This window comes from Roseomonas sp. CCTCC AB2023176 (assembly GCF_042259275.1).
Lineage (GTDB): Bacteria > Pseudomonadota > Alphaproteobacteria > Acetobacterales > Acetobacteraceae > Roseomonas.
In genome coordinates, this window is record NZ_CP170086.1 from 2,568,841 (window position 1) to 2,591,252 (window position 22,412).

A 22,412-nucleotide genomic window follows, 5' to 3' on the forward strand; every position below is an offset into this window, starting at 1 on the left:
ACCCGGGCCGCTGAGCGTACCGGAGGGCCCGGGGGACATTCCCCCCGGGCCTTTCGCGTCACCGGCCGGCAGGGCGCCCGCGAGCGGACGCCGCGACGCTGGCTTCGGCCCCGGCGCTCCGTCGGGCAAGGCAGGCGGTGCCGCCGGCGCGGACTGGTTCGGGCCGGGCGCCGATCGGCCGCCGGTGCGGATCCGCAGGACGGGCCTACGGCGCCGGCGCGAATTCGGCCCGCAACTCATCCAGCACGCGCAGCGACCCGTCGCGCCGTTCCAGGTGCCAGAAGGTCCAGCCATTGCAGGACGGCGCCTCCTGCACCTGCGCGCCGACCTGGTGGATGGAGCCCGAGGCACGGCCGCATTTCAGCTGCCCGTCGCGCGTGACCTCGGCGGCCCAGCGGCGATGGCGGTCCCAGAGCTTCGTGCCGGGCGGGACGAGGCCCTTGTCCACCAGCTTGATGAAAGGCACGCGGGGCTGGTCGCGCTTCTCGACCACCTGCGGCAAGTTACCCTCGGCGGGCGGTTCGATGGCGGCGAGGCGGGTTTCCGCAGCGTCGGCGTAGAGGTCCTCGCGCTCGATCCCGACGTAGCGGCGGCCCAGGCGCTTGGCGACCGCAGCGGTGGTGCCGCTGCCGAGGAAGGGGTCGAGGACGACCTCGCCCGGCGCGGTGCTGGCCGTGATCACGCGTTCCAGCAGGGCTTCGGGCTTCTGCGTCGGGTGAAGCTTGCGCCCGTCCGGCCCGCGCAGGCGCTCCGCCCCCGTGCAGAGCGGGAACAGCCAGTCGCTCCGCATCTGCTTGCCGCCATTCTCCGCCTTCATCGCGGCGTAGTTGAAGCGGTAGCGGGATTCCGGCCCGCGCGCGGCCCAGATCAGCGTTTCATGCGCGTTGGTGAAGCGGCGTCCCCGGAAGTTCGGCATCGGGTTCGACTTGCGCCACACGACGTCGTTCAGGATCCAGTATCCCAGATCCTGCAGCGCCGTGCCGAGGCGGAAGACGTTGTGATAGGCCCCCATGACCCAGAGCGTGCCGTCCCGCCGCAGCACGCGGCGGCATTCCGACAGCCAGGCGCGGGTGAAGGCGTCGTAGGTCGGGAAGTCCGCGAAGCGGTCCCATTCCGCATCCACGCCGTCCACCATGCTGTCGTCCGGGCGTCGCAGCGACCCGCGGAGCTGCAGGTTGTAGGGCGGGTCGGCGAAGATCGCGTGCACCGATGCGGGCGGGAGGCGCTGGAGCGTCTCGATGCAATCGCCGCGCAGGACGGTGTCCAGCGGCAGGTCTAGGCCGGTACCCAACGGTGATCCCCCTGCGTCGGCCCCGGCCCCCCAGCCGGTACGGACGCGCGACCTTGCCTAGAGCGGAATCCCCTGGTCAAGCGACGTGTCAGGACTCCGCTGCAAGCGGTTGATCCACCGTGCTTTCCCTGCAACGCGAGATCACGGATTGTTTCCGAGCGTCATCCACCGGCCGGAAGCCAGGCCGGTGGTGCGGGGTGGGCCCCAGGCGCACGAGCGCTTCCCGGTGCGACGACGTCGGGTAGCCCGCATGCCGCTCGAAGCCATAGCCGGGATGACGCAGCCCGAGCCGCGCCATCGCGCGGTCCCGCGTGACCTTCGCCATGATCGAGGCCGCGGCGATGGACAGCGACAGCGCGTCCCCGCCGACGACGCACCGCACCGCGCAGCCGAGGCTCGGCGGCTGGTTGCCGTCCACGAGGGCGAGGGCAGGGGCGATGGGCAGCCGCGCGACGGCGCGCGCCATCGCGAGATGCGTTGCGCGGAGGATGTTGAGGCGACCGATCTCCGCGGCGCTCGCGGCGGCGACGGCGATCAGGGCGTCGCCCCGCAGCCTTGCGGCGCGGAGCGCGTCGAAAGCCGCTTCGCGCGCCGCGGCCGGAAGGCGCTTGCTGTCGTCGAGCAGCGCGGCAAGCGCGTCGTCCGGGGGCGGGGGAAGATGACGGCGGCCGCGAGGACGGGCCCCGCGAGCGGCCCGCGCCCCGCCTCGTCCACGCCGGCGACGAGGCCCCCGCCTCAGCCTCCAAGGCGAAGTGGGGACCGGCACGGGCACGCGGTTCCGCTCGACGCATCGGCGCGTCGCGTCCCTCAGCCGCCGACGTAGGAACGGTAGATGCGCTCCACGGTCCCGTCGGCATGCAGCGCATCCATCGCGGCGCGCAGCCCGGCCACTGGCATGTCGCGCGCGTCGAGATGAGCCGCGAGCCAGGCCGGCGCGACCTGGAGGGTGGGGCCGACCGTGGCGCCGCCCTGACGCCCGATCGCCTCGAACTGAAGGGCGATCTCGGGTGCCGTGCTGTACCAGGCGTCCAGCCGGCCCTCTGCGAGTGCGACGGCGAGGTCGCGCCCGGTTTCCAGGATGACGAGGTTCGTCAGGCCGTTCTCGCGCAGGAAGGCCTCCTGGAGGCCGCCGCGAATGACGCCGATGCGGGCGAGGCCGCGGGCCGCCGCGAGATCCACCGCGGGGCGGCCGGCGAGGGTGCCCATGGCCTGCGGGACGTCCAGGACGCGGGCCACCCAGGTGAAGGCGTCCTCCCGGCTCGGCACCCGTCCGAGGGGTGCCACGAGGGTGCCGGGAACGGTGCGGGCGCGCTCCACTGCTTCGGGGAAGATCACGAAGGTGAAGCGGGGTTCGCGGCCGATCCGCCGCACCGCAGCCGCGACCACGTCGAGGACGATGCCATGCCGGCCGTCGGCCGTGGGGGGAGCGGAGAGCGGGCGGAGGTCGTAGGCAAGGATGTCCAGCGGCTCCGTCGGCCATGCCGGCGCCGCGGCGAGGATGGCGGGCGCCGCGAGGAGGATGCGTCGCGTCAGGTGCATGCTGCGGGTCCGGCCGATGTCGCGGGCAACCTGCACGGCTGCGCGCGACGCGTCGAGGCGCGGGTCAGGCCAGCCCGCGCAGCACGAACTCGTCGGTCGGGGAGAGGATCGTCGTGCGCGCGTCACGCAGGCGGGCCAGCGCGGCCTCGTCGCGCCGCAGGACGGCGTCGAGGAAGGTAACGGACAGGGCGGCGGTGCGCGGGTGGTAGGTGGGGTCCGAGAAGCGCGGGCCGGCCGCGGCCTCGTCCGCGAAGGACTGGTGGACGGCGCCGTCCAGCACGGCGAGGGCGGCGGGTCCCGCCGAGCCCTCGAAGGGCGCACGGCGGTCGCGGGGCTGCACGCCTTCGATGTACCCCCCGTCATTCGTGCCGGTGACGTGCAGCACCGGCGCGACGATGCCGCCATAGGCCAGCCGCGGCGGCAGGCCGCGCGCCGGGATCGGGGAGAGCGCGATCCCGGCCTTCAGCCGCGGGTCAGGCAGGCCGAGGCCGCGGTCGCCGCCCGGAAGCCGTTCGCCGAGCATGTGCTGGACGGTCCAGGCGCCGTAGGAATGACCGGCGATGGCGATACGTTGCGCGTCGGCGCTCGGCGGCAGATTGTCGAGCGCGAACTTCGTGTCGAGCAGCCGGTCCAGCGCGCCCTGCACGTCCAGCGCGCCGGCGGCAAGGCCGGCGCCGCCGTTGCGCCAGAGGCTGTCGTCGGTGCCGACATGTTGCAGGTGGATGGCGACGTAGCCTGCATTCGCCAGCGCCCGGCCAAGATAGGCCAGGCCCTCGCGAGAGCCGCCGAGACCGTGGGAGACGATGACGGCGGGGAAGGGACCCGGACCGGGCGGCGCACGTGTCAGGACGGGGATGTCGCGTGCGCGGCGGGAGTCGCGCCATACCCCGCGTTCCTCGGTGACACGGGCCTCGTTGATGCTGTTCGGCTGGATGCGAACGATTCCCGTGCTTGGCTGCGCGGCGGCGGCGCAGCCCGTGAGGACCACCGGGCCGACGAGGACCGCGCGCCGCGTCAGGTCAGCGGGATGTCGTAGGTCCGCCAGGGTGTCAGCTTGGCCACGCGGTCGTAGACGGCCCGTCCCCGGTAATTCGTGTCGGCGGTGATCCAGCGGATGACGCTCCAGCCCTGGCGGCGGCCTTCCTCGGCCAGCGCGGCGATCAGCGCGTCGGCGACGCGTGCGCCACGCATGTGGGGGGAGACGAAGAGGTCGTCGAGATAACCCCCGACCGTCGCGGATAACGGTCGCGCGAAGGGGCGGAAATGCGCGAGGCCGACGGCGTGGCCGCCCTCGTCCTCCGCGATGAAGGCGCGGGTCTCGTGCGCGGGGTCGTGGATCCATGACCAGACGCGGTCCCGCATCTCCGGCGTCTGCGTCACCCCGTAGAACTCGGCGTAAGCGGCGTAGAGCGTGTCCCACTCCGCGCGGTGGCGCTGTTCCGCGGGCATGATGCGAACGGTCATCCGGGACTCCGCAACGAGAGGTCGAGACGCCCGCTCGCCGCCAGCGCGAGCAGCAGCCCGGACACGTGCATGGCCTGTGGCAGCAAGCCCTCCGACAGCCCGCGGACCACGCGGTCCAGCGGCCAGAGCTCGACCGTGATGTCCTCACCCGGTTCGTGCGCCGTGTCGTGCCGCAGGACCGCACCTTCGGCCAGAACCGCGTGGGACCGGTTGCGGTGCGTCGCGGTGTTGGGGTGGAGGCTGGAGATCACGCGGTAGGACGGCGCTTCGTAACCCGTCTCCTCGCGCAGCTCGCGCGCGGCGGCCACGGTCGGGTCGGCGTCGGCCGCGTCGATCGCGCCGGCCGGCAGTTCAAGCGTCACCGCCTGCGCGCCGTGCCGGTATTGCCGCACCAGGACCAGTTCCTCGGCGGGCGTGATCGCGACGACCTGAACCCAGTCCGGATAGGTCAGCGCGTAGAAGGGGTCGAGGACGTTGCCCCGGAGGTCCCGCACCGCATCGGCGGAAACGTTGATCCAACGGTCCTTCAGCGCCGTGCGGCTGGACAGCAGGGTCCAGCCGCCGGGCAGGGTCTTGCCGCTCATTCCGCCGCCATGCGCGGCGGCTCCATGTAGGCCTCCAGCGGCGCGCAGGTGCAGGCGAGGTTGCGGTCGCCGTAGACGTTGTCCACGCGCTTCACCGGCGGCCAGTACTTCGCAGTTCGCACCCAGGGCAGGGGGAAGGCGGCCTGTTCGCGCGTGTAGGCGTGCGACCAGGTGTCCGCGACGACCTCCGCCGCGGTGTGCGGCGCGTTCTTCAGCGGGTTGTCGGCGCGGTCGGCACGGCCTTCCTCGATCGTGCGGATTTCCGCGCGGATCGCGATCATGGCCTCGGCGAAGCGGTCCAGTTCCTCCTGCGGCTCGCTCTCGGTCGGTTCCACCATCAGCGTGCCCGCGACCGGCCAGGACATGGTCGGGGCGTGGAAGCCGTAGTCCTGCAGGCGCTTGGCGATGTCCTCCACCGTCACGCCCGCCGATTGCTGGAAGGCGCGGCAGTCCAGGATGCACTCGTGCGCGACCATGTCGTTCAGGCCGCGGTACAGAATGGGGTAGTGCGGCGCGAGCCGCCCCGCGAGGTAGTTCGCATTGAGGATCGCGACCTCCGTCGCCCGCCGAAGCCCCGCCGCCCCCATCATGCGGATATAGGCGTAGGAGATCGGCAGGATGGAAGCGGAGCCGAAGGGCGCCGCGGAGACCGGCCCATACCCCGTCGGCGGCCCGGCCTCCGCCAGCATCGGATGGTTCGGCAGGTACGGTGCCAGATGCGCCGCGACGCCGATCGGCCCGACGCCGGGACCGCCGCCGCCATGCGGGATGCAGAAGGTCTTGTGCAGGTTCAGGTGGCACACGTCGGCACCGATCGCCGCCGGCGAGGTCAGGCCGAGCTGCGCGTTCATGTTCGCGCCGTCCATGTAGACCTGCCCGCCCGCCGCGTGGACGCGGTCGCAGATCGTATGGATCGCTTCCTCGAACACGCCGTGGGTGGAAGGATAGGTGACCATCAGCGCCGAGAGGTTCTCGGCGTGCTGCGCGACCTTCGCCTCGAGGTCACCGAGATCCACGTTGCCGTCCCGGTCGCAGCCCACGACGACGACCCGCATTCCCGCCATCACGGCCGAGGCGGGGTTGGTGCCATGGGCGGAGGACGGGATGAGGCAGACGTCCCGGTGTGCATCCCCGCGCGCGCGGTGATAGGCGCGGATCGCCAGCAGGCCCGCATATTCCCCCTGCGACCCGGCATTGGGCTGCAGCGACACCGCCGCGAAGCCGGTGCAGGCGCAAAGCCAGGATTCGAGGCGCCGCACCAGTTCCAGGTAGCCCTGCGCCTGATCCACCGGCGCGAAGGGGTGGATGTCGCCGAAGCCCGGGAAGGTCACCGGCATCATCTCGGCCGTCGCGTTCAGCTTCATCGTGCAGGACCCCAGCGGGATCATGCTGCGGTTCAGCGCGACGTCCTTGTCCTCCAGCGACTTGAGGTAGCGGAGCATCGCGTGCTCCGACCGGTGCGTGTTGAAGACGCCGGCGGTCAGGAAGCGGCCGCGGCGCACCAGGTCGGCCGGCAGGCACTCGCCGCCATCCAGCTCGCCGAGGCCGATCCGATCCGTCCCCGCCGCCTCGCAGAGCGCGGCGACGAGGGCGATGAGGTCCTGCCGCGTCACCGTCTCGTCGAAGGAGACGGCGACCGTCCGTGAGTCCACGCGGCGCAGGTTGAAGCCGGCCGCGCGGGCGTAGACCATCACCGCGTCGGCGCGCGCGCCGGCCTCGATGCAGACCGTGTCGAAGAAGGCGTCGTGACGCAGGCGGAAGCCGGCGCGACGCGCGCAGTCGGCGTAGAGCGAGGCCAGCAGGTGCACGCGCCGCGCGATGCGCGTCAGCCCCTCCGGCCCGTGCCAGACCGCATACATCCCGGCCATGACGGCCAGCAGGACCTGCGCCGTGCAGATGTTGCTCGTCGCCTTCTCGCGCCGGATGTGCTGTTCGCGGGTCTGCAGGGCCAGCCGCATCGCCGGTCGCCCCGCCGCGTCCACCGAGACGCCGACGAGCCGCCCGGGCATCAGCCGCTTCAGCGAATCCTTCACCGCCATGTAGGCCGCGTGCGGGCCGCCATAGCCCATCGGCACACCGAGGCGCTGCGTCGTCCCGACGACAACGTCGGCGCCCATCTCTCCCGGTGGCGTCAGCAGCGTCAGCGCCAGGATATCCGCCGCGACGATCGCCATCGCGCCGGCCGCCTGGGCCTTCGCGATCTCCGGCGCGATGTCCCGCACCTCGCCGGTCGTGCCGGGGTAGGAGAGGATCACGGCGAAGGGCTTCCTCGACGTGCAGGCCGCCGCGATCTCGGCCGGTGCCGTGGCGTGCACGGCGATGCCCAGCGGCTCCGCCCGCGTCCGCACCACCGCGATGACCTGCGGGTGCAGGTCCGCCGCGACGATCAGGTCAAGCGACTTGCCCTTGTGCGACGCGAGCGCGAGGTGCACCGCCTCGGCGGCCGCCGTCGCCTCGTCCAGCAGCGACGCGTTGGCGACCGGCAGACCCGTCAGGTCCGCGACCATCGTCTGGAAGTTCACGAGCGCTTCCAGGCGGCCCTGCGCGATCTCGGCCTGGTAGGGCGTGTAGGCCGTGTACCAGCCCGGGTTCTCCAGGACGTTGCGCTGGATCACCGGCGGGACGTGGGTGCCGTGGTAGCCCGTGCCGATGAGGGAGCGGAGGCTCTCGTTCTTCTCCGACAACGCGCGGAGTTCGGCGATCGCCGTCGCCTCGTCCACCGCCGGCGGCAGCGCGCCGAGATGGTCGTCGCGGATCGCCGCGGGCACCGTCCGGTCCGCAAGTTCGGACAGGCTCGACGCCCCGACGGCGCGCAGCATGGCCGCGACCTGCGCCTCGTTCGGCCCGATGTGGCGGGCGACGAAGGAGTCGGCCGCCTCAAGCGAGGCAAGTTCCTTTAGTGCGCTGTCCTGCGGCCGATTCACGCTCCGCGGCTCCACCGCTCCGCGATCGGACGCGGTCACGACCCGGCCACCGCATGCGCGGCGTAGGCCCTCTCGTCCATCAGCGACGACGCCTGCGACGCATCCTTCGGCGCCATCCTGAAAAACCATCCCTCGCCCTGCGGGTCCCGGTTCACGCCGGCCGGGTCGTCGGTCAGCGCCCCGTTCACCTCGGTGATGCGTCCGCCGATCGGCGCGTAGACGTCGGAGGCCGCCTTCACGCTCTCGACGACGGCCACGGCCTCGCCGGCCCGACCTCGCGGCCCGGCTGCGGCAGGTCCACGAAGACGACGTCACCCAGCGCCTCCGCGGCGTGGGTGGAGATGCCGACCGTCGCGGTCCCGCCCTCGAGGCGGACCCATTCATGGCTGGCGGCGTAGCGGAGTTCCGACATTCCGGGGTTCCTCAGGCGATCGGTTCAGGCGGCGGCGACGCCGCGCTTGTAGCGGTGCGGGACGAAGGGGGTGGGGGCGACGCGGCCGGGGATGGCACGGCCGCGGACGAGCAATTCCAGTGCCGTGCCGTCGGCCGCGTGTTCCCGCGCGACGTATCCCATGGCGCAGGGCGCGTTCAGCGAAGGCCCGAAGGTGCCGGACGTCACGGTGCCGACCGCCGTGCCGTCCGCGCCGATCTCCGCGCCTGCCCGCACGGGCTGGCGGCCGTCCGGCAGGATGCCGACGCGAAGCCGCTTCGGCCCGTTGTCCAGGTCCTCCCGCACGCGATCCGCGCCGAGGAAGTCCCAGGCCATCTTGCGGCGCTTGCCGATGGTGAAGGTCAGGTTGGCATCCACGGGGGACGTGGTCTCGTCGATGTCCTGCCCGTAGAGCGGCAGCCCCGCCTCCAGCCGCAGTGAATCCCGAGCCCCGAGCCCCGCCGGCGTCGCGCCGGCCGTGAGCAGCGCCCGTGCCACCCGTTCCGCATCCGCGGCGTAGAGGCCGATCTCGAACCCGTCCTCGCCGGTGTAGCCGGACCGCGTGACGAGCGCGGGCGCGCCCGCGACGGACGTCTCCAGCACGCCCATGAAGGGCATGGCAGCGATCCCCTCGGCGAGCGTCGCGAGGATCGCCTCCGCCCCCGGCCCTTGCAGCGCCAGCAGCGCGCGGTCCGGGTGCGGCGTGATCCGCACGCCCGCCGGCAGCGCCGCCCCGATCGCCGCCACGTCCATCGCCTTGCGGGACGCGTTGAGCACGACGAACAGCCGGTCGCCGAGATTGGCGACCATGAAGTCGTCGAGGATGCCGCCAGCTTCCGTCATCAGCAGCCCGTAGCGCTGACGGCCCGGCTTCAGCGCCTGGACCTCCGCTGGCGTGATCCGCTCCAGCGCCGTCGCCGCGCCGTCGCCGACGATATGCGCCTGGCCCATGTGGGACACGTCGAAGAGTGCGGCGCCCGCGCGGCAGGCCAGGTGCTCCGCCAGGATGCCCGCGGGGTACTGCCCACCCTTGTATTCGACCGGCATGGCGTAGCCCGCGAAGGGCACCATCCGCGCGCCGAGTTCCCGGTGCAGGGCGGCGAGCGGCGTTTCCAGCAGCGCTTCGGTATCGGCCACGATTCCCCCGTGACCGCCTCCGCGGCCGGTTGAGTCCGTGGCCCCCCTCTGTCCCGGTCCCTGAGAGATTCGGCGGCGAACCGCCTTACTCCGTCGGTGCCGAGGCCGCCCATGCTGCCATGGTCCGGCCCCGGGCTTTCCAGAGGTCCCTTCCCCGCGCGGTCCTTCTGCCTGAGCGTTTCCGGGGGCCGGTTGCGCCTTCGGCGGGGGAAACCCTCTCGAAGAAAGGTCCCCTCTCTCCCGCGCGGGATCAACGGGTGAGACGGGCATGCCCGAATGCCGCGCCCCGCGCAACCTCAACCTGGGGGCAACGCGACCCATTCCGTCGCGACGCCCGGTCCCGGGAAGGCGTCACGAGCCACGGCGAAAAGGTACCCCGCCCCCGGCTGGTCCCACGCCCGGGAGATCGCTGCGCCCGCCAGGTGGCACCGCAGCAGCGCGGACACGGCGCCGTGGGCGACGACCACGACATCCCCCGGCGGCGACTCGCGCAGAACCTCGCTCACGGACGCGACCATCCGCGCCTGGGCGGCGCGCGCGCTCTCCCACCCCCGCACCTCCTCGTCCGGGCGGGCGAAGAAGGCGTCGGCCATGGCCTGGAAGGCGTCCAGCGGCAGGTAGCCTGTGCTGCTGCGGTCGTTCTCGCCGAGCCCGTCCAGCACGTGGACGGGCAGGCCGAAGCGCCTGGCGACGATGCCGGCGCCCTCGATCGCCTTCGTCTCCGTGCTGGCCCAGACGGCGGCCGGCGGGACCGCGTCGAACCAGGTGGCCAGGGCCCGCATGCGGCGGATGCCCACCTCCGTCAGCGGCCAGCGGGGCACCGGCACCGCCGGGTCGATGACGACCTCCGGGTGGGTGACGACATGGAGCGTCGCCGCCAGCTGCGTCAGCTCCGCGGTCCCCGGCGCCGGTTCAGCGCGACCTCCTCGGGCGTGAGCACGAAGCCCACCACGATACGCCGCGTGGCCGCGACGTTCGGGTCGCCGGGGATGAGGACGCTGATCTCCTCCCCCAGGACGGAGTCGCCGGTGCCGTTCCGCGGCAGGTTCACCGTCACGGCGTCGGTGCCGCGGCTGAAGACCCGGTTCTCCTCCCGGTCCGTGACCGCGACGAAATAGGGGATCCGGGCGGACGTGCCTGCCAGCGCCGGCCCGCGCTGCGCCTGCACCCGGACCCGGACGGTGACCTCAAGGCCGGCGTTCCGCGGTGCGAAGTCGCAGCGCCGGTCCAGACCGACGATCCGCGCCTCCAGTTCCGTCGTCGAGATGTCGGCGGCTGCCCCCGCGCGGTAGCGGGTGAGGTCCGCGGCGTCTGACAGGATGCCCGCGCTCGGGCACGGGGCCCGCGGGGGAGGCGTCGGGATTCCGGTGCCCGAGCCGCAGCCCGCGAGGAGGCCGAGCGCCAGGAGGGCCGCGGGAACCGCCGTCTTCGTCATCGTCAGCCTGCGCCTCACCAGCCTGGGCCTCATCGGGTTTGCCGCGGCCCTGCCGCCCCTGGCGGCCCCGGTCCGCGCGGGGAGGGGCTGCCCGACGCGGTGGACCGGGTTCGTCAAGCACAGCCCATCCCCGCCCGGGCCGACGACAATCGGCCCCGAACCGGTGTAGGGAGCGTTCGCGCCCCGCCCCGCCCGGTCTCGCCGGGGGCTGTTCGCGCCCGCGTAGGAGGACCAAGTCGCACGCCATGGCCGAGTTCGCAAACCCCGCCGCGCCGCCGACCACCGGAGCGAAGCCGCCGCTGACGGTGCTCCTCGCCGGGCCGCGTGGCTTCTGCGCGGGCGTGGACCGCGCGATCAAGATCGTGGAGGAGGCGATCGCCCGCTACGGCGCGCCGGTCTACGTGCGGCACGAGATCGTCCACAACCGCTTCGTCGTCGAGGGCCTGGAAGCCAAGGGCGCCGTCTTCGTCGAGGAACTGGACGAAATCCCCGATGACGGCCAGCCCGTCGTCTTCTCGGCCCACGGCGTGCCCAAGGCCGTGCCGGCCGCGGCGCGGGCGCGACGGATGATGTACCTCGACGCCACCTGCCCGCTGGTGAGCAAGGTGCACCGGGAGGCCGAGCGCCACCACGCCTCCGGTGCGCATATCCTGCTCATCGGCCATGCCGGCCACCCCGAGGTCATCGGCACGATGGGCCAGTTGCCGCCCGGCCAGGTGACGCTTGTCGAGGGCGTGGAGGACGCGCGCACCGTGACGCCGCCGCCCGGCCGGATCGCCTTCACGACGCAGACAACGCTGTCCGTGGACGACACGGCGGAGATCATCGCCGTCCTGCAGGACCGCTTCCCGGAGATCAGCAGCCCGGTGAAGGAGGACATCTGCTACGCGACGACCAACCGTCAGGCCGCCGTGAAGGCGATCGCCGGACGGGCGGAACTGATCGTCGTGGTCGGTGCCAAGAACTCCTCCAACTCCGTCCGGCTGCGGGAGGTCGCGGAGCGCGCCGGCTGTCCCCGCGCCGTGCTGGTGCCGCGCGGGCGCGACTTCGACCCGGCGCTGGCCGACGGGCTGCGGGTGATCGGCGTGACGGCCGGCGCCAGCGCGCCGGAGGTGCTGGTCGAGGAAGTTCTGTCCTGCCTGCGCGAGCGGTTCGCGGTGACAACGGAGGACGTGATCGTCGCGGAGGAGCGGGTGACCTTCAAGCTGCCGGCCGGCCTCGCGGAGCAGCCCGCCGTCGCGAAGTAGGCGACCCGTTCCGGGCCCCGTTCATGCGGGGTGGCGGTAGACCAGGTCGTCCGGATCCTGCTTCGGCGCGGCGGGATCGAGCACCGCGCCGAGGCGTTCCGCCACGGCCGCCGAGCGGTGGTTGCGCGGGTCCACATAGCTGACGAGGCCACGCAGCCCGAGGGTGCGTGCCGCCCAGTCGCGCAGGGCGCGCGCGCCCTCCGTGGCGTAGCCCCGCCCTTCGTTCCCTTCGTAGACCTGCCAGCCCAGTTCCTTTTCGGGGAAGAGCGGGCCGTGGCTGATGCTGACGCCGCCGACGCATTCGCCCGTCGCGCGGACGGCCAGCATCAGCGCGCCGTGGCCGTAGAGGCGCCAGCAGGCGAGGTCGTGGCAGAACATCCCCCAGGCCACGCGCCGGTCGAAAGGCCCGCCCATACAGGTCGCGCGGGCCGAGGCCATGAGGGCGGCATAGGCCGGGAAATCCGCCTCGACGGGCGCGCGGAGCGTCAGGCGCTCCGTGACGAGCGTGGGGATGGGCGGGGCGGACATGCGGGCCTCGGGGGACGACGCCGCGCTTATGCCGCGCGCCGAGGCCCGCCGGAATGCGTGGGGGTAGAGGCCGCGGCGACTCGATCCGCCGGGCGCTCAAGACGGCGTTGGTGCGGCCGTGTCAGGCGTCCTCCAGCACCCGCTGCCGCACGATCGGCTTGGGAATGAGGCAATCCGGCAGGGGCTTGGGCGCCGGCGGCTCGGGGGCGCGACGGTCGTCCCGGCCGGACCGCGCGCGGCCCAGCGACCAGAGCTCGTAAAGGCACCACAGGATCGGCACGCCCATCGTAAGGATGCTGTTCAGGAGGACGAAGGTTTCGGACGACATGGGCAGGGCTTCCACGCCGGACGCCGCGCCGGTGCGGCGATCCTCGGCCGGAGGGTGGGGTCGAAGGTGGAATCGCGCAAGCCGATCGGGCGCGCCGTCGCGATGCCTTCCGGCTTTGGTGATCGCGCCTGCGCCGACGGGCTTGCCAAGCGCCGCCAGCCGGGCCACTCCCGCCGCGCATCCATGGCCGTCTATACCGAAGTCTCGGACGAGGCGCTGCGCGCCTTTCTCTCCGGCTACGAACTCGGCGAACTCCTTGCCTTCCGGGGCATCGCGGAGGGGGTGGAGAACTCGAATTACGCGCTGCGCACGACGGCCGGCGACTTCATCCTGACACTCTACGAAAAGCGGGTGGACCCGCAGGAACTGCCCTACTTCCTCGGGCTGATGCGCCACCTCGCGCGGCACGGCCTGGCCTGTCCGGAACCCGTCGCGGGGCTGGACGGCGAGGCGCTGCGGGAACTCGCGGGGCGTCCCGCGGCGATCTGCACCTTCCTGCCCGGCGTGTGGCCGCGGCGGCCGGGGGTGGCGCACATGGCGCCGCTCGGCGCCGCGCTCGCCGCCCTGCATGCGGCGGGCGAGGGGTACGATATCGAGCGTCCCAACGCGTTGGGGCCGGCGGGATGGGCGCCGCTGCTGGAGCGCTGCCGGCCGAACGGCGACACGGTGCAGGCCGGGCTCTGCGACGAGCTGGACGCGCAGCTGCGCGGCATCCTGCAGGATTGGCCGCGCGACCTGCCACGCGGGCACATCCATGCCGACCTGTTCCCGGACAACGTCTTCTTCCTCGACGACGCGGACCGGCAGCCGCGCGTCTCCGGCCTGATCGACTTCTACTTCGCCTGCACGGACCTGCTGGCCTACGACATCGCGGTCTGCCTGAACGCCTGGTGCTTCGAGCCCGATCGCTTCAGCAACGCGGGGCAGTTCAACGTGACGAAGGCGCGCGCGCTGCTGCGCGGCTACGCCGCGAGACGCGCGCTGACCGAGGCGGAGCGGAACGCGCTGCCCGTGCTGTGCCGCGGCGCAGCGATCCGTTTCCTCCTGACACGTCTTTACGACTGGACCAATACGCCGCCTGGCGCGCTGGTGACGCGGAAGGACCCGATGGAATACCTGCGGCGCCTTCGCTTCCACGCCCAGGCCGAAGGACCCGGCGCCTATGGCCTCTGACGTTCCGGCCCCCGCGGTCGAGATCTGGACCGATGGCGGGTGCAAGCCCAATCCCGGCCCCGGCGGCTGGGCGGCCGTGCTGCGCTTCGGCGCGCATGAGAAGGAATTGTCGGGCGCCGATCCCGCCACGACGAACAACCGGATGGAACTCACCGCCGCCGCTTCGGCGCTGGAAGCCCTCTCGCGCCCATGCCGCGTCGTCCTGCACACGGACAGCGAATACGTCCGCAACGGCGTCACGCGCTGGGTGCACGGCTGGGTCCGGAACAACTGGCGCAACGCGGCGAAGGACCCTGTCGCGAATTACGAGCTGTGGCAGCGTCTGCTGGCCGCCGCGAAGCCGCACCAGGTGGACTGGCGCTGGGTGAAGGGCCATTCCGGCGACCCGATGAACGAGCGTGTGGACCGGATGGCGACCGCGGCGCGGATGGGGCTGGCTGGCGCGAGCGGTGCCGCCGGGCCGTAATCGCCCCGGGTGATCCGCCGCCGGTCCGATCCGGCGCCACATTGCGCCTTCGCCTTCCTCCAGGGCCGGCCCGATCCGGCAAGGCGGGGGAGCAAGGGCCCGACCAGCACCTGGGCCGCGCCGGCCCGCCATCCCGACCAGGCCTCGTCGCCACGACGCCCTCGCCGCGGCCCGGTTAGGCCGGGCGCGCAGAACAACCTGCGGGCGTGGTGCTGGAGCAGACCGGCGGAGAGCGGAATCATTCGCAGCGGTGAATCCGCGCTTGAGAACGGAGTGCAAGGACGCCGCGCCTGACCAAAGTCAGGCGTGGAAGCGCATTAGCCGACGGGCAGCCGCACCACGAAGCGGGCGCCGGCGACCGTGCCGTCGTCCCGCCGGCGGTTCTCCGCCGTGATCCGCCCGCCAAGGCCCTCGACGATCTGGCGTGAGATGGAAAGGCCAAGGCCCGAATGCTGCCCGAAGCGCTCGCCGCGCGGCCGCTCGGAGTAGAAGCGGTTGAAGATGCCCTCAAGCTTCGCCTCGGGGATGCCAGGCCCGTCGTCCTCGACCGCGAGTTCCGCAATAGCGCCCGTGACCCGCGCACGGACGAACACCCGGCCGTTGGGCGGCGAGAAGGACACCGCGTTGCCCAGGAGGTTGCGGAAGACCTGCACGAGCCGATCCTCCACGCCGCGCACGACGAGGCTCGGCGGCGCGTCCAGTTCCATGACCGGATCGTCGGCGCGCCGCGTCGCGTTGTGCAGTTCCGCCAGCGTGTCGAGGATCGGTGCCACTTCCACCGGCCCGGCCACGGCGCGCGACAGTTCGGCATCCACCCGCGACGAGTCCGAGATGTCGCCGATCAGCCGGTCCATCCGGACCGCGTCCTCCGCGATGATCGCGAGCAGGCGCTTGTGCTGCTCCGGGTCCTCCACGCGCCGCAGCGTCTCGATCGCCGAGCGGACGGAGGTCAGGGGGTTCTTGAGTTCGTGCGCGACGTCCGCCGCGAACTGCTCGTTCGCGTCCACCCGGGCCCAGAGCGCGGTGGCGCTGGCCTGGAGGTCCCGCGCGAGCACGCCGATCTCGTCCTGCCGCGCCATGATCGGGACGGGGATGGACCCGCCGCGCCCCTTGCCCTGCCGCATCGCCGCGGCTGCCTGGGCGAGTGCGAGGATCGGCGACGCCAGCGTGCGCGCGAGATAGGCCGAGAGCGCGACCGTCAGCACCAGCGCGATCCCGAACAGCGCGAGGACGGAGGCGCGGATTTCCAGCAGCCGCTGGTCCACCTCCCGCGCCTCCCGCGTCAGGAGGATGATTCCGACCGACTGGTTGGCGCGCCGGGCGGGTTCCGCCACCGAGACCAGGAGGCGGCCATCCGAGGTGCGCCGGACGTAGGGGTTCACGCCGCCCTCCAGCGCCAGTCGCAGTTCTTCCCGCCGCTCGGGGCCGAGGTCCGGCTGCCAATCGAAGGACGGCGCGCCGGGCGTCTCGTCCACCACCACGGCGGGGCCGGAAACGCGGGGCCGCGGCAGCCAGTCCAGCACGCGTTCGTAGAGCCGGCCCAGCGTTCCCGTGACCGGCCCCGGTTCCGCGGGCGGAGGCAGCGGCTCCGTCACGATCGTGCCGCCCGGGCCTTCGCGCACGCGGCTGTCGGCGATGACCAGGCCCGTCGTGTCGAAGAGCTTGGCCTGGGTCCCCGGGCTGGGCTCCGTCAGGCGGCGCAGCAGGGGTCGCGCGGTCTCCGGCACCAGTTGGGCGCGGTCGTCCTGGATGCGTACCGCCGCTTCCGCGATGCCGTTGGCGTAGATGCGCGCCTGGGTCCGCAGGCCCGCGACCTCCGCCGCCAGCAGCCCGTCCTGGTACTGGTCGAGGTAGAGAAGCGTCGCCACCAGCAGGAAGGGCGGCAGCATGTTTACCAGAAGGATGCGCCGCAGCAGCGGGGAGACGCGCCGGTTCGTCCCGCGCCGCTCCGCCGGGATGGCCGGCGGTAGGGCGGTCGTCACCGGGCCGCTGGCGTCGGGCATGGAACCTCCGTCACGGTCTGCTTAGCACGTGGCCGGCTTGGAAACCCACGGGGCGCGCATGGTCCCGCGCCGCCCCGCCGTCAGGGACGGTTCGTCGGCGGGGCCTGACGTTCCAGCCGCGTCCGGGCGGTGCGGAGGTCGTTGACCTCCTCCCCGGTCAAAGTGCCGCGCGCCGGCCCGGCCCCGCCGACCGTGATGGCCTGCGGCCATCCGCCATCGCCGCAGCCGCCGAGGGCGAGAAGGACGAGCATGAGGGAGGGGCGGAGCATCGCGCGTCAGGCCTCCTTGTACCGGTACCCGATCCCGTACAGCGTCTCGATCTGCCCGAACTCGTCGTCCACCGCGCGGAACTTCTTGCGCACGCGCTTGACGTGGCTGTCGATCGTGCGGTCGTCCACGTAGATGTTCTCGCCATAGGCCGCATCGATCAGCTGGTCGCGGTTCTTCACCATGCCCGGGCGCAGCGCCAGCGCTTTCACCAGCAGGAACTCGGTGACGGTCAGCTGCACCGGCTTCCCCTTCCAGGCGCAGGTGTGCTTCGTCTCGTCCAGCACCAGGTCACCGCGCGCGATCACGCCGCCTGCCGGCGTGCCGCTGCCCTCGGCGCGCGAGGCCTCGTTCCGGCGCAGCAGGGTGCGGATGCGCTCCAGCAGCAGGCGCTGGGAGAAGGGCTTGGTGATGTAGTCGTCGGCGCCGAGCCGCAGGCCCATCAGCTCGTCCAGCTCGTCGTCCTTCGACGTCAGGAAGATGACGGGCATCTGCGACCGCTGGCGGAGGCGCTGGAGCAGCTCCATCCCGTCCATCCGCGGCATCTTGATGTCGAGCACCGCGAGGTCCGCGGGCCGCGACATCAGCCCCTGCAGGGCACTCTCCCCGTCCGTGTAGGTGCGGACCGTGAAGCCCTCCTGCTCAAGCGTCATGGAGACGGAGGTCAGGATGTTGCGGTCATCGTCGACGAGCGCGATGGTGTGCGGCATGGGGGGCCGGGTCTCCCGGTTGGCAGTCTTGTGACCCGATATGACTGTTTCGGCGGCGGTCGTCATCGGCATCTCTCCCTTTCATCGCAGACTGGCTGCCGATGATGGCGAAAGCGTGAGGACACCGTGACCGAAACGGCACCCGATCACGGGCTGACGGCCCGCCACCTCCTGCGTTCGGCGGGCGCCGCGACGCTGGCCACGGTGATGGAAGGCGGGGCGCCCTTCGTTGCCCTCGTGACCCCGGCCGTAGCGCCGGACGGGACGATCCTGCTCTGGCTTTCGACCCTTTCCGCCCATACCCGACACCTGACGGCCGAGGCCCGCTGCGCCCTTCTGGCGGCAGGACCGGCCGCCGACGCCAACCCGCAGACCGCGCCGCGGGTCAGCGTGACGGGCATTGCGGAGCAGGTGGACGACCCGGCCCTGAAGGCGCGCTGGCTCGGGCGCCACCCATACGCCGCGCTCTATGCCGATTTCGGCGACTTCTCCCTCTGGCGCATCACGCCGGGCGGCGGGCTGCTGGTCGGGGGTTTCGCGGCAGCGCACCGGCTCCGCGCCGCGGACCTGGCCCCGCCGGCCGAGGCGGTCGCGGCCCTGGCCGAGGCGGAAGCGGATGTCCTGGCCCACGTGAACGAGGACCACGCCGACGCCCTCGCCGCCATTGCCCGGCACCTCGGGGGCGGGGAGGGCGCGTGGCGCATGGCCAACCTCTCGCCCGACGGCTGCGATCTGGTCCGCGCCGAGGAGGAGGTGCGCTTCATGCCCTTCCGGCAGCCGGCGCGGACCGCCGGCGAGGTCCGCGACGCGCTGGTCACCGCGGTCCGGGCGGCCCGGGCCGCGGCGGCGTGACCGACCCCACCCCGGACTTCGTCGCCGAGCTGGAGGTGGTCGTCGGCCCGCCTCTGAGCCTCGGCCCCGGGCCGAACGGGGAGCGTCGGGTCATTCCCATCCTCGGCGGCAGCCTCACCGGTCCCCGCCTGACGGGCGAGGTCCTCCCCGGCGGCGCCGACTACCAACTCATCCGCCCGGACGGCGTCGCGGAGATCGAGGCGCGCTATGCGCTGCGCCTCTCCGACGGCGCATTGGTCTACGTCGTCAACCGCGGCCTGCGCCACGCCGCGCCGGAGGACATGGCACGGCTGCTGCGCGGCGAACCCGTCCCGCCGGACCGCGTCTACTTCCGCACCGCCCCGGTTTTCGAAACGGCAACGCCTGCCCATGCCTGGCTGACGCGGAGCCTGTTCCTGGGACTCGGAGAGCGCCGTCCCGACAGCGTCCGCATCCGCATCTTCGCGGTCTGACGCCGGGCGGGGAAGGTCAGGCGGGCAGTTCGTACCCGATGGCTTCCTCCGCCGCGATCGTCTCGATGACCGATGGCCGTGCCATCATGCGATCGTGGTGGTCCGTCAGGCCGGGGAATTCGCCGGGTGCAAGATCGGCGGAGCGCCGCAGGCGCCAGAACAGCCGGAACAGGTGGATGTCCGCGACGGAGGGGCGATCGCCCACGGTCCATTCGCGCCCGTCGAGCCGCCGCTCCACGACCGCCCAGACCCGGCGCGCATGGTCGAGCCCCTGTCGCCGCGCCGGGTGGACGGTCGTGGCGAGGCTCGACATCCACGACACCACCTGCGCCTCGGCCTCTACTTCGCCCGCGGGCAGCAGCCCAGCGGCGGGGAAGCGCCGCGCCAGGTAGAAGAGAATGCCCGCGACCTCCGTCAGCGGGCGCCCATCGACCAGGAGGGTGGGAACCTTCCCCTCCGGATTGATCGCCAGGTAGGCCGGATCGCGCTGCTCACGGCGCGAGAGGGAGATCGGGCAAAGTTCGAAGGACGCAGCGACCTCGCGCAGCGCGATGTGCGGGGCCATCGAACTGGATCCGGACGCCATGAACAGGGTCAGCAACACACGGCTCCTCGTGCGGGGTCTGGGCGGCGGGATCTGGGCGCGACTTCGTCCGGGACAGGCTACTCGAGCGCGCGGAATCCGGTGGCCCGGACGACCTCCGCCCAGCGGGTCCGCTCGGCCGCCATCATTGCCGCGAAGGACTGCCGGCCGTTCGCGGCGACGCGGAAGCCCGCGTCCTCCATCCGCGTGCGCGTGGCCGGGCTGGCCAGGGCGCGCAGGACCGCCGCTTCCAGCGTGTCCAGCACAGGGGCCGGCGTCGCCGCCGGCGCGACGAGACCAAACCAGGCGTGGAAGGCCAGCGCGGGTTGCCCGGCCTCGGCTGCCGTCGGGACCTCCGGCAGCAGGGGCGACCGTGACGGCCCCGTCACCAGCAGCGCCTTCAGCCGGCCCGCCCGGACATGCGGGGCGACGAGCGCGACGGTGCCGAACATGCCCTGCACGTCGCCGCCCAGGATCGCCGTCATCGCATCGCCCGTGGCGCGGAAGTGCACGGCCTCGGTGCGCAGCCCCGCCCCGTTGGACAGCAGGGCCGCCCCGAAATGCCCCGGCGTCCCGGCGCCGAACGTGCCCATGAAGGTCTGCGGCCGCGCCCGTGCCCAGACGACGTAGGTAGCAAGGTCGTTCGCCGGCGTGTTCGCCGGAACGACGAAGGCGAAGTCGGCCGCGGCGACCTCCGCCACTGCCGCGAAGTCGCGGGAGGGGTCATAGGGCAACCGGGCGTAGGTGGAGGGCGCCATGGCGAGCTGCGAGACTTCCCCGAACAGCAGGGCGGTTCCGTCGGCGGGAGCGGAACGGGCGATCTCCCCCGCCGCGATGGCGCCGGCGGCGCCGGGCTTGTTGTCCACGACGACGCCCGCCGGCACGCCCTCCCGCAGGGCTTCGGCCAGGATGCGGCCGACGACGTCCGGCCCGCTTCCCGGCGGGAAGCCGAGGACGAGGCGCACCGGCCGTTCCGGCATCTGCGCGTGGGCAGGGGGCAGGGCGAGCAGGCCGGTCCCTGCGGCGAGGGCGGCGCGGCGCGAAAACGGGTTCATGGAAGTTCCCTTATCGTTCAATGCTTGAACGTTAGCCTGGAGAACGATCCGCTTCGAGCACCAGTCCTGACTTAACTCTGTGAAGCCCCGGAGCCGAGTCATGCCCCAATGGCGGATCCCGTCTTGCTGCGGCGCACAACGGAAGGCCACCGATCCGTGACGTTGCGACCTCGGCGAGCCGCTTCCGTTCGCTAAGCGAACGCCGTACTTTCGCCTGGATGCGCGGCGACACCGCGTGCAACGTCCCACGTCTACCCGGTCGTAACGCGACCCCGAAGATCGCCAAGGAAAGACCTCGCATGAACGCCGTCCGTCCCGTCGAGACCCTCCACGTCGCGGCGGGGGTGACCCCAGCCGGCGCCCTGTCCGGCACCGGGGTCGCCAGCACGGCGCCCGTGCATGCCAACCTCGTCGCGCCGGGCCTCGTCGCCGCGGCGATGCGGCGCGGCGAGGGCCGGCTCTCCGCCGACGGCGCCTTCATCGGCGTGACGGGCGTCCACACCGGCCGTTCCGTCCAGGACAAGTTCGTGGCCGACGACCCGGAGGTCACGAACGAAATCTGGTGGGGCAAGGTCAACCAGAAGCTTGCCCCGGGGAAGTTCGCCGCCTTCGCCGACCGCGTCCGCGGCTACCTCGGCACGCAGTCCGAGCTCTTCACGCAGGACCTCTACGCCGGCGCTGACCCCGCGCACCGCATCCGCGTGCGGCTTGTCACGACCAATGCCTGGCACGCCCTCTTCGCCCGCAACATGTTCATCCGCCCGAAGGCGGAGGAGCTGGCGGGCTTCGAGCCGGACTACGTCATCCTTCACGCCCCGGAGATGGAGGCGAACCCGGAGACCGATGGCGGCCGCGCCGGCTCCACCACGCTCATCGCGTTGTCCTTCGCGAAGAAAACGATCTGCATCGCCGGCACGTCCTACGCCGGCGAGATCAAGAAGAGCATCTTCACCGTCATGAACTGGCTGCTGCCGGCGCGCGGCGTGCTGCCGATGCACTGCTCGGCCAACGTCGGGAAGGCCGGCGACACCGCGCTGTTCTTCGGCCTGTCCGGCACGGGCAAGACGACCCTGTCCTCCGACCCCGAGCGTGCGCTGATCGGCGACGACGAGCATGGCTGGTCCGAGAACGGCGTCTTCAACTTCGAGGGCGGCTGCTACGCCAAGGTCATCAAGCTCTCGCGTGAGGCCGAGCCGCAGATCTGGGACGCCTCTCACCGGTTCGGCGCGGTGCTGGAAAACGTGATCGCCGACGAGCGCGGGCACCTCGACCTCGAGGACAACTCGCTCACCGAAAACACCCGGTCCTGCTACCCGATCGAGTTCATCCCGAACACCGTGCCGTCGGGCATGGCGGGCAAGCCGAAGAATGTGGTGATGCTGACGGCCGACGCCTTCGGCGTGCTGCCGCCCATCAGCAAGCTCACGCCGGCGCAGGCGATGTACCACTTCATGTCCGGCTACACGGCGCGCGTCGCGGGCACCGAGAAGGGGCTGGGCAAGGAACCGCAGGCGACCTTCTCGACCTGCTTCGGCGCGCCCTTCCTGCCGCGGCACCCGGAAAACTACGGCAAGATGCTGGCGAACCTGATCGCCCGCGACGGCGCGCAGGTCTGGCTGGTGAACACGGGCTGGACCGGCGGCGCCTACGGCACGGGCCAGCGGATGAGCATCATGCACACCCGCGCCCTGCTCCGTGCCGCGCTCGACGGCTCGCTCGCGAACGCCGAGTTCGTCACCGAGTCCTTCTTCGGCCTCGCCATCCCGAAGAGCGTGCCGGGCGTCCCGGAGAACGTCCTGAACCCCCGCGAGTCCTGGGCGGACAAGGCGGCCTATGACCGCACCGCCCGCGACCTGCAGTCCCGGTTCGAGAAGAACTTCGAGACCTTCGCCTCGGCCGTCTCCGACGAGGTGAAGGCGGCGGCGATCCGGGCGGCGGCGTAAC

At 72.2% G+C, this 22,412-nt stretch carries 22 protein-coding genes, 2 pseudogenes and 2 riboswitches; of the genes and pseudogenes, 6 read left to right on the forward strand and 18 right to left on the reverse strand.

The window, feature by feature from the left end; all coding sequences use genetic code 11:
• Positions 1–205: 205 nt before the first annotated feature.
• From ACE7GA_RS12805 to ACE7GA_RS12855, 11 genes and pseudogenes are all read right to left on the reverse strand, one after another.
• Positions 206–1,291 (reverse strand): site-specific DNA-methyltransferase, encoded by a 1,086-nt coding sequence (locus ACE7GA_RS12805; protein WP_376099941.1) that lies wholly within the window; start codon positions 1,289–1,291, stop codon positions 206–208.
• An 88-nt stretch (positions 1,292–1,379) separates the two neighbouring features.
• Positions 1,380–2,005 (reverse strand): annotated as a pseudogene (locus tag ACE7GA_RS12810) (ribonuclease HII).
• 93 nt (positions 2,006–2,098) lie between these two features.
• The gene (locus ACE7GA_RS12815; RefSeq protein ID WP_376099943.1) at positions 2,099–2,866 is read right to left on the reverse strand and encodes a substrate-binding periplasmic protein; all 768 of its coding nucleotides are present in this window, start codon (positions 2,864–2,866) and stop codon (positions 2,099–2,101) included.
• 28 nt (positions 2,867–2,894) lie between these two features.
• Positions 2,895–3,818, reverse strand: coding sequence for an alpha/beta hydrolase family protein (locus ACE7GA_RS12820; RefSeq protein ID WP_376099945.1), 924 nt, complete (start codon positions 3,816–3,818; stop codon positions 2,895–2,897).
• A gap of 26 nt (positions 3,819–3,844) precedes the next feature.
• The gene (locus tag ACE7GA_RS12825) at positions 3,845–4,294 is read right to left on the reverse strand and encodes a GNAT family N-acetyltransferase (RefSeq protein ID WP_376099947.1); all 450 of its coding nucleotides are present in this window, start codon (positions 4,292–4,294) and stop codon (positions 3,845–3,847) included.
• A complete protein-coding gene (locus ACE7GA_RS12830) occupies positions 4,291–4,878 on the reverse strand; it encodes an NUDIX hydrolase (RefSeq protein ID WP_376099949.1) in 588 nt (195 codons plus the stop codon). The genes ACE7GA_RS12825 and ACE7GA_RS12830 overlap by 4 nt, the downstream gene beginning before the upstream one ends.
• The gene (gcvP, locus tag ACE7GA_RS12835; protein ID WP_376099951.1) at positions 4,875–7,802 is read right to left on the reverse strand and encodes an aminomethyl-transferring glycine dehydrogenase; all 2,928 of its coding nucleotides are present in this window, start codon (positions 7,800–7,802) and stop codon (positions 4,875–4,877) included. Before gcvP ends, ACE7GA_RS12830 begins: the two co-directional genes overlap by 4 nt.
• 35 nt (positions 7,803–7,837) lie before the next feature.
• Positions 7,838–8,214 (reverse strand): annotated as a pseudogene (gene gcvH, locus ACE7GA_RS12840) (glycine cleavage system protein GcvH).
• A gap of 24 nt (positions 8,215–8,238) precedes the next feature.
• Positions 8,239–9,369, reverse strand: a complete 1,131-nt coding sequence (gene gcvT / locus ACE7GA_RS12845) for a glycine cleavage system aminomethyltransferase GcvT (protein WP_376099953.1) — start codon at positions 9,367–9,369, stop codon at positions 8,239–8,241.
• 45 nt (positions 9,370–9,414) lie between these two features.
• Positions 9,415–9,515, reverse strand: a riboswitch (glycine riboswitch).
• 3 nt (positions 9,516–9,518) lie between these two features.
• A riboswitch (glycine riboswitch) is annotated at positions 9,519–9,622 on the reverse strand.
• A 43-nt stretch (positions 9,623–9,665) separates the two neighbouring features.
• Complete coding sequence (locus ACE7GA_RS12850) at positions 9,666–10,190, reverse strand: histidine phosphatase family protein (protein WP_376099955.1); 525 nt, start codon at positions 10,188–10,190, stop codon at positions 9,666–9,668.
• A 65-nt stretch (positions 10,191–10,255) separates the two neighbouring features.
• The gene (locus ACE7GA_RS12855) at positions 10,256–10,822 is read right to left on the reverse strand and encodes a hypothetical protein (protein ID WP_376099957.1); all 567 of its coding nucleotides are present in this window, start codon (positions 10,820–10,822) and stop codon (positions 10,256–10,258) included.
• Positions 10,823–11,049: 227 nt separating this feature from the next.
• Here ACE7GA_RS12855 and ispH point away from each other — a divergent pair, with 227 nt between their 5' ends.
• Positions 11,050–12,051 carry a 4-hydroxy-3-methylbut-2-enyl diphosphate reductase gene (gene ispH, locus ACE7GA_RS12860; protein ID WP_376099959.1) on the forward strand — a complete coding sequence of 334 codons (1,002 nt, stop codon included), beginning with the start codon at positions 11,050–11,052 and terminating at the stop codon, positions 12,049–12,051.
• A 21-nt stretch (positions 12,052–12,072) separates the two neighbouring features.
• Here the strand turns inward: ispH and ACE7GA_RS12865 are convergent, their stop codons facing one another.
• Positions 12,073–12,579 carry a GNAT family N-acetyltransferase gene (locus tag ACE7GA_RS12865; protein ID WP_376099961.1) on the reverse strand — a complete coding sequence of 169 codons (507 nt, stop codon included), beginning with the start codon at positions 12,577–12,579 and terminating at the stop codon, positions 12,073–12,075.
• A gap of 121 nt (positions 12,580–12,700) precedes the next feature.
• Positions 12,701–12,907, reverse strand: coding sequence for a hypothetical protein (locus ACE7GA_RS12870; RefSeq protein WP_376099963.1), 207 nt, complete (start codon positions 12,905–12,907; stop codon positions 12,701–12,703).
• A 183-nt stretch (positions 12,908–13,090) separates the two neighbouring features.
• Here ACE7GA_RS12870 and ACE7GA_RS12875 point away from each other — a divergent pair, with 183 nt between their 5' ends.
• Complete coding sequence (locus ACE7GA_RS12875) at positions 13,091–14,080, forward strand: homoserine kinase (RefSeq protein ID WP_376100255.1); 990 nt, start codon at positions 13,091–13,093, stop codon at positions 14,078–14,080.
• Positions 14,070–14,546, forward strand: coding sequence for a ribonuclease HI (rnhA, locus tag ACE7GA_RS12880; protein WP_376099965.1), 477 nt, complete (start codon positions 14,070–14,072; stop codon positions 14,544–14,546). Before ACE7GA_RS12875 ends, rnhA begins: the two co-directional genes overlap by 11 nt.
• A 317-nt stretch (positions 14,547–14,863) precedes the next feature.
• Here rnhA and ACE7GA_RS12885 read toward each other — a convergent pair whose 3' ends face one another.
• The 3 genes from ACE7GA_RS12885 to ACE7GA_RS12895 form a co-directional block, all read right to left on the reverse strand.
• Positions 14,864–16,549, reverse strand: coding sequence for a stimulus-sensing domain-containing protein (locus tag ACE7GA_RS12885; protein ID WP_376099967.1), 1,686 nt, complete (start codon positions 16,547–16,549; stop codon positions 14,864–14,866).
• A gap of 80 nt (positions 16,550–16,629) precedes the next feature.
• Positions 16,630–16,818 carry a hypothetical protein gene (locus ACE7GA_RS12890; protein ID WP_376099969.1) on the reverse strand — a complete coding sequence of 63 codons (189 nt, stop codon included), beginning with the start codon at positions 16,816–16,818 and terminating at the stop codon, positions 16,630–16,632.
• 6 nt (positions 16,819–16,824) lie between these two features.
• Entirely contained in the window at positions 16,825–17,526 is a 702-nt protein-coding gene (locus ACE7GA_RS12895) for a response regulator transcription factor (protein WP_376099971.1), read from the reverse strand.
• 126 nt (positions 17,527–17,652) lie between these two features.
• Here ACE7GA_RS12895 and ACE7GA_RS12900 point away from each other — a divergent pair, with 126 nt between their 5' ends.
• Both ACE7GA_RS12900 and ACE7GA_RS12905 read left to right on the forward strand, forming a co-directional pair.
• Complete coding sequence (locus tag ACE7GA_RS12900) at positions 17,653–18,378, forward strand: HugZ family protein (protein WP_376099973.1); 726 nt, start codon at positions 17,653–17,655, stop codon at positions 18,376–18,378.
• On the forward strand, positions 18,375–18,830 hold the full coding sequence (locus ACE7GA_RS12905; RefSeq protein ID WP_376099975.1) for a DUF3237 domain-containing protein: 456 nt from the start codon (positions 18,375–18,377) through the stop codon (positions 18,828–18,830). Before ACE7GA_RS12900 ends, ACE7GA_RS12905 begins: the two co-directional genes overlap by 4 nt.
• A gap of 16 nt (positions 18,831–18,846) precedes the next feature.
• On the opposite strand, the gene ACE7GA_RS12910 is transcribed toward ACE7GA_RS12905, so the two are convergent.
• Positions 18,847–19,416, reverse strand: a complete 570-nt coding sequence (locus tag ACE7GA_RS12910; RefSeq protein WP_376100257.1) for a glutathione S-transferase family protein — start codon at positions 19,414–19,416, stop codon at positions 18,847–18,849.
• A 77-nt stretch (positions 19,417–19,493) separates the two neighbouring features.
• The gene (locus ACE7GA_RS12915; RefSeq protein ID WP_376099977.1) at positions 19,494–20,468 is read right to left on the reverse strand and encodes a Bug family tripartite tricarboxylate transporter substrate binding protein; all 975 of its coding nucleotides are present in this window, start codon (positions 20,466–20,468) and stop codon (positions 19,494–19,496) included.
• A 299-nt stretch (positions 20,469–20,767) separates the two neighbouring features.
• Between ACE7GA_RS12915 and pckA the strand changes: the two genes are divergently transcribed.
• Complete coding sequence (pckA, locus tag ACE7GA_RS12920; RefSeq protein ID WP_376099979.1) at positions 20,768–22,411, forward strand: phosphoenolpyruvate carboxykinase (ATP); 1,644 nt, start codon at positions 20,768–20,770, stop codon at positions 22,409–22,411.
• Position 22,412 lies beyond the last annotated feature (1 nt).